Origin of the sequence: Serinicoccus sp. CNJ-927, from assembly GCF_001942435.1 — a bacterium.
Classification (GTDB): domain Bacteria; phylum Actinomycetota; class Actinomycetes; order Actinomycetales; family Dermatophilaceae; genus Ornithinicoccus; species Ornithinicoccus marinus.
In genome coordinates this window covers 1-2,968 of sequence record NZ_MKKF01000039.1, presented here as the reverse complement: position 1 = coordinate 2,968, position 2,968 = coordinate 1, and the positions used below count along the sequence as shown (strand labels likewise).

The window sequence follows — 2,968 nt, the reverse complement described above, 5'->3', positions numbered from 1 at the left end:
GAGCCGACCCAGGAGGTGGCCACCACCCTCGTCCCCGCCCTGACCACCTAACCCCTCAACGAGGGATCACACTCGTACACCACTCCACCGGACTTGACCGACGGCCTCGCCGACAGACGATCTCGGTCGTGCGCTCGCGAGGCATGCTCGCAAACGGGGCACACGGCGACTTCGACGGGCTGCTCCGGTGACCCGCGGGCACCTCCTGGCCCTGCTCGCGGCCGTAGCAGTGGTCCTGGCCGGCTGCGGTGGCGAGGGCTCGACGATCAACGACCAGATGCGTCAGGGCGACCAGAAGGGATACGTCGCCGGTGACGGCACCATCCAGGTGCTGGCGCCGGAGGAGCGCGAGACCGTCATCACCCTGGAGGGGACGACCCTGGAAGACGAGGCGTGGTCCTCGCAGGACCACCTGGGCGAGGTCGTGGTGGTCAACGTGTGGGGGTCGTGGTGCGGGCCGTGCGTGGAGGAGGCGCCGGACCTGGAGGAGGTGGCCACCGAGTTCGCCGAGGCGGGTGAGCCGGTGCAGTTCATCGGGGTCAACAGCCGTGACTCGGTACCCAGCGCCCTGGCCTTCCAGCAGAAGTACGACGTGTCCTACCCCTCGCTCCAGGACGACGGCGGGCGCACCCGCGCCCAGCTGCAGGGGCTGGCCGTCGCGACGCCGACCACGATGGTCCTCGACGGACAGGGGCGCCTCGCCGCCCGGGTCAGCGGACCCGTGGAGGCGTCGACGCTGCGCGGCCTGGTCGAGGACGTGCTGAAGAGTGAGTCCGCCCGGTGAGCGAGGTCGTTCTCAGCGGGCCGCTGCTGCTGGCCGCCGCGATCGCCGCGCTGGCAGGTCTCGTCTCGTTCGCCTCGCCGTGTGTGCTACCGCTGGTCCCCGGCTATGTCGGTTACCTCTCGGGAATGGCGTCGCCCATGTCGGGCGCTCACGCGCCGGGGCGGTGGCGCCCGACGGTCGGGGCGCTGCTGTTCGTTATGGGTTTCTCGGCCGTCTTCATGGCGATGAGCGTGGTCATCTCCTCCCTGGGCATGGCCCTGGCGCAGCACCAGGGGCTGCTGCTGCGCCTGTCCGGCGCGGTCGTCCTCGGCCTCGGCCTGGTCATGCTGCTGCAGCCGACAGCATCAGTTTCGGTGCGATGGCGACCGGCCGCCGGGATCGCCGGGGCTCCGCTGCTCGGGGTCGCCTTTGGCCTGGGATTCAGCGCCTGCACCGGACCGGCGCTCGCCGCGATCCAGACGCTCGGCACCTCGATCCTCACGGGGGACGACCAGGTGGGCCGCGCCCTGGTGCTGGGCACCGCATACAGCCTGGGACTGGGGGTGCCGTTCGTGCTCGCCGCCGCCGGGCTGGGCTGGGCCAGCCGCGCCTCGAGCTGGCTGCGCGACCACTACCTGCTCGTGCAGCGCGTCGGCGGCGGGCTGCTCGTCCTCCTCGGCCTGCTCATGATCGCCGGCATCTGGGCCGAGGCCATGGCGTGGGTCCAGACCCGGCTGACCAACAACTTCACCACGGCGATCTGACATGGCCAGCACGCAGACGCCGGAACGGATCGAGCCGTCCTATCCCAAAGACCGCACCACCTTGGGCGGCCCCCGCCTCGGACCAGCCGGCTGGGCACGTTGGGCCTGGCGGCAACTCACCAGCATGCGCACCGCCATCTACCTGCTTCTGCTGCTGGCGGCCGCGGCCTTCCCCGGCTCAATATTCCCGCAGCGCTCCGTAGACCCGGTCCAAGTGCGCACCTTCTTCGAGAACAACCCCGACGTCGCGCCCTGGCTGGACCGGGTTTCCTCTTCGACGTGTTCTCCTCCCCATGGTTTGCCTCGATCTACCTGCTGCTGATGATCAGCCTGGTCGGTTGCATCATCCCGCGGATGCGACAGCACTGGCGTTCGATCCGAGCCCAGCCGCCGCGGGCACCACAGCGTCTGACCCGACTGCCCGCCCGCGCCGACGGAACCGTCGCCACCGACGGCCGCGAGGCCCTGGCCGCAGCCCGGGAGGCGCTGAAGGCGAAGGGCTACCGGCTGCGCGACGCCGAGGACGGCGATCTCTGGGTCACCGGAGAGAAGGGGGACCTGAAGGAGACCGGTAACCTGCTCTTCCACATGGCCCTGCTGGGCGTGATCGTCGCCTTCGCCGGCGGTAACCTGTTCGGCTGGCGCGGGGAGATCATCATCCAGGAGGGGCAGTCGTGGACGGCCACTGCCGGCACCTTCGACACGCTCAACTTCAGCCCGCTGGCCGGTGAGGGGGACATTCCCACGTTCACCGTGGAGCTCAACAAACTCGACGTAGCCTTCGAGAGTCAGGCCGAAGGCGCCCAGTTCGGCCAACCCCGCAGGTTCGACGGGTTGGCCACCGTCGAGGTCCCCGGCCGGGAACCGGAGCAACAGGAGTTCGCAGTCAACCACCCGATCTCCGTGGCCGGGGACTCCATCTTCCTGCTCGGCAACGGCTACGCCCCCATCGTGACAGTCCGCGACCCCGACGGAGAAGTCCTCTACTCCGACGAGGTCACCTTCCTCCCACAGGACAACAACTACGCCAGCGAGGGCGCCATTAAGGTCACCGGGCGAGACCCCGGCCTCGGCCTGGTCGGCGGCTTCCTACCGACCCTGCGGATAGACCCCGAGCTGGGAATGACCTCCTCCTTCCCCGGCCTGGTCGACCCAGCGCTGGCCCTTACCGCCTTCGAGGGCAACCTGTTCCCCGACGCGCCCGCAGTCGGTCTTCAGCATCGACACCGACCAGATGACCCAGCTAACCAATGAAGAGGGCAACCCCGTGGGGGTCTATCGCTCTAACGGTGTAAGTGGCCCTATCGCCCCGGTTGGGGCAGGAGGGTCGACATGACCGAGACACTGGTGGCTGTGAGTCCACCTTCACCGGAGAAGAACGAGGACCAGGAACCGGGTCCGCTCGAGCAGCAGGAACCGGGCGGTGAGGCATTCGGGGTGA

4 protein-coding genes are annotated in these 2,968 nt (G+C 69.1%); all 4 read left to right on the top strand.

Features of this window, described 5'->3' with window-relative positions:
- Positions 1–187: 187 nt before the first annotated feature.
- Genes BJF86_RS11070 through BJF86_RS11060 form a run of 4 tightly spaced genes read left to right on the top strand, consistent with a single transcriptional unit; the run spans position 188 to position 2,781 of the window.
- On the top strand, positions 188–784 hold the full coding sequence (locus tag BJF86_RS11070) for a TlpA family protein disulfide reductase (RefSeq protein ID WP_006593164.1): 597 nt from the start codon (positions 188–190) through the stop codon (positions 782–784).
- Positions 781–1,527 (top strand): cytochrome c biogenesis CcdA family protein, encoded by a 747-nt coding sequence (locus BJF86_RS11065; protein ID WP_075818962.1) that lies wholly within the window; start codon positions 781–783, stop codon positions 1,525–1,527. The genes BJF86_RS11070 and BJF86_RS11065 overlap by 4 nt, the downstream gene beginning before the upstream one ends.
- 1 nt (position 1,528) lies before the next feature.
- A complete protein-coding gene (locus tag BJF86_RS19380) occupies positions 1,529–1,849 on the top strand; it encodes a cytochrome c biogenesis protein ResB (RefSeq protein ID WP_269087277.1) in 321 nt (106 codons plus the stop codon).
- A complete protein-coding gene (locus BJF86_RS11060) occupies positions 1,807–2,781 on the top strand; it encodes a cytochrome c biogenesis protein ResB (RefSeq protein ID WP_269087276.1) in 975 nt (324 codons plus the stop codon). The genes BJF86_RS19380 and BJF86_RS11060 overlap by 43 nt, the downstream gene beginning before the upstream one ends.
- Positions 2,782–2,968: the final 187 nt, after the last annotated feature.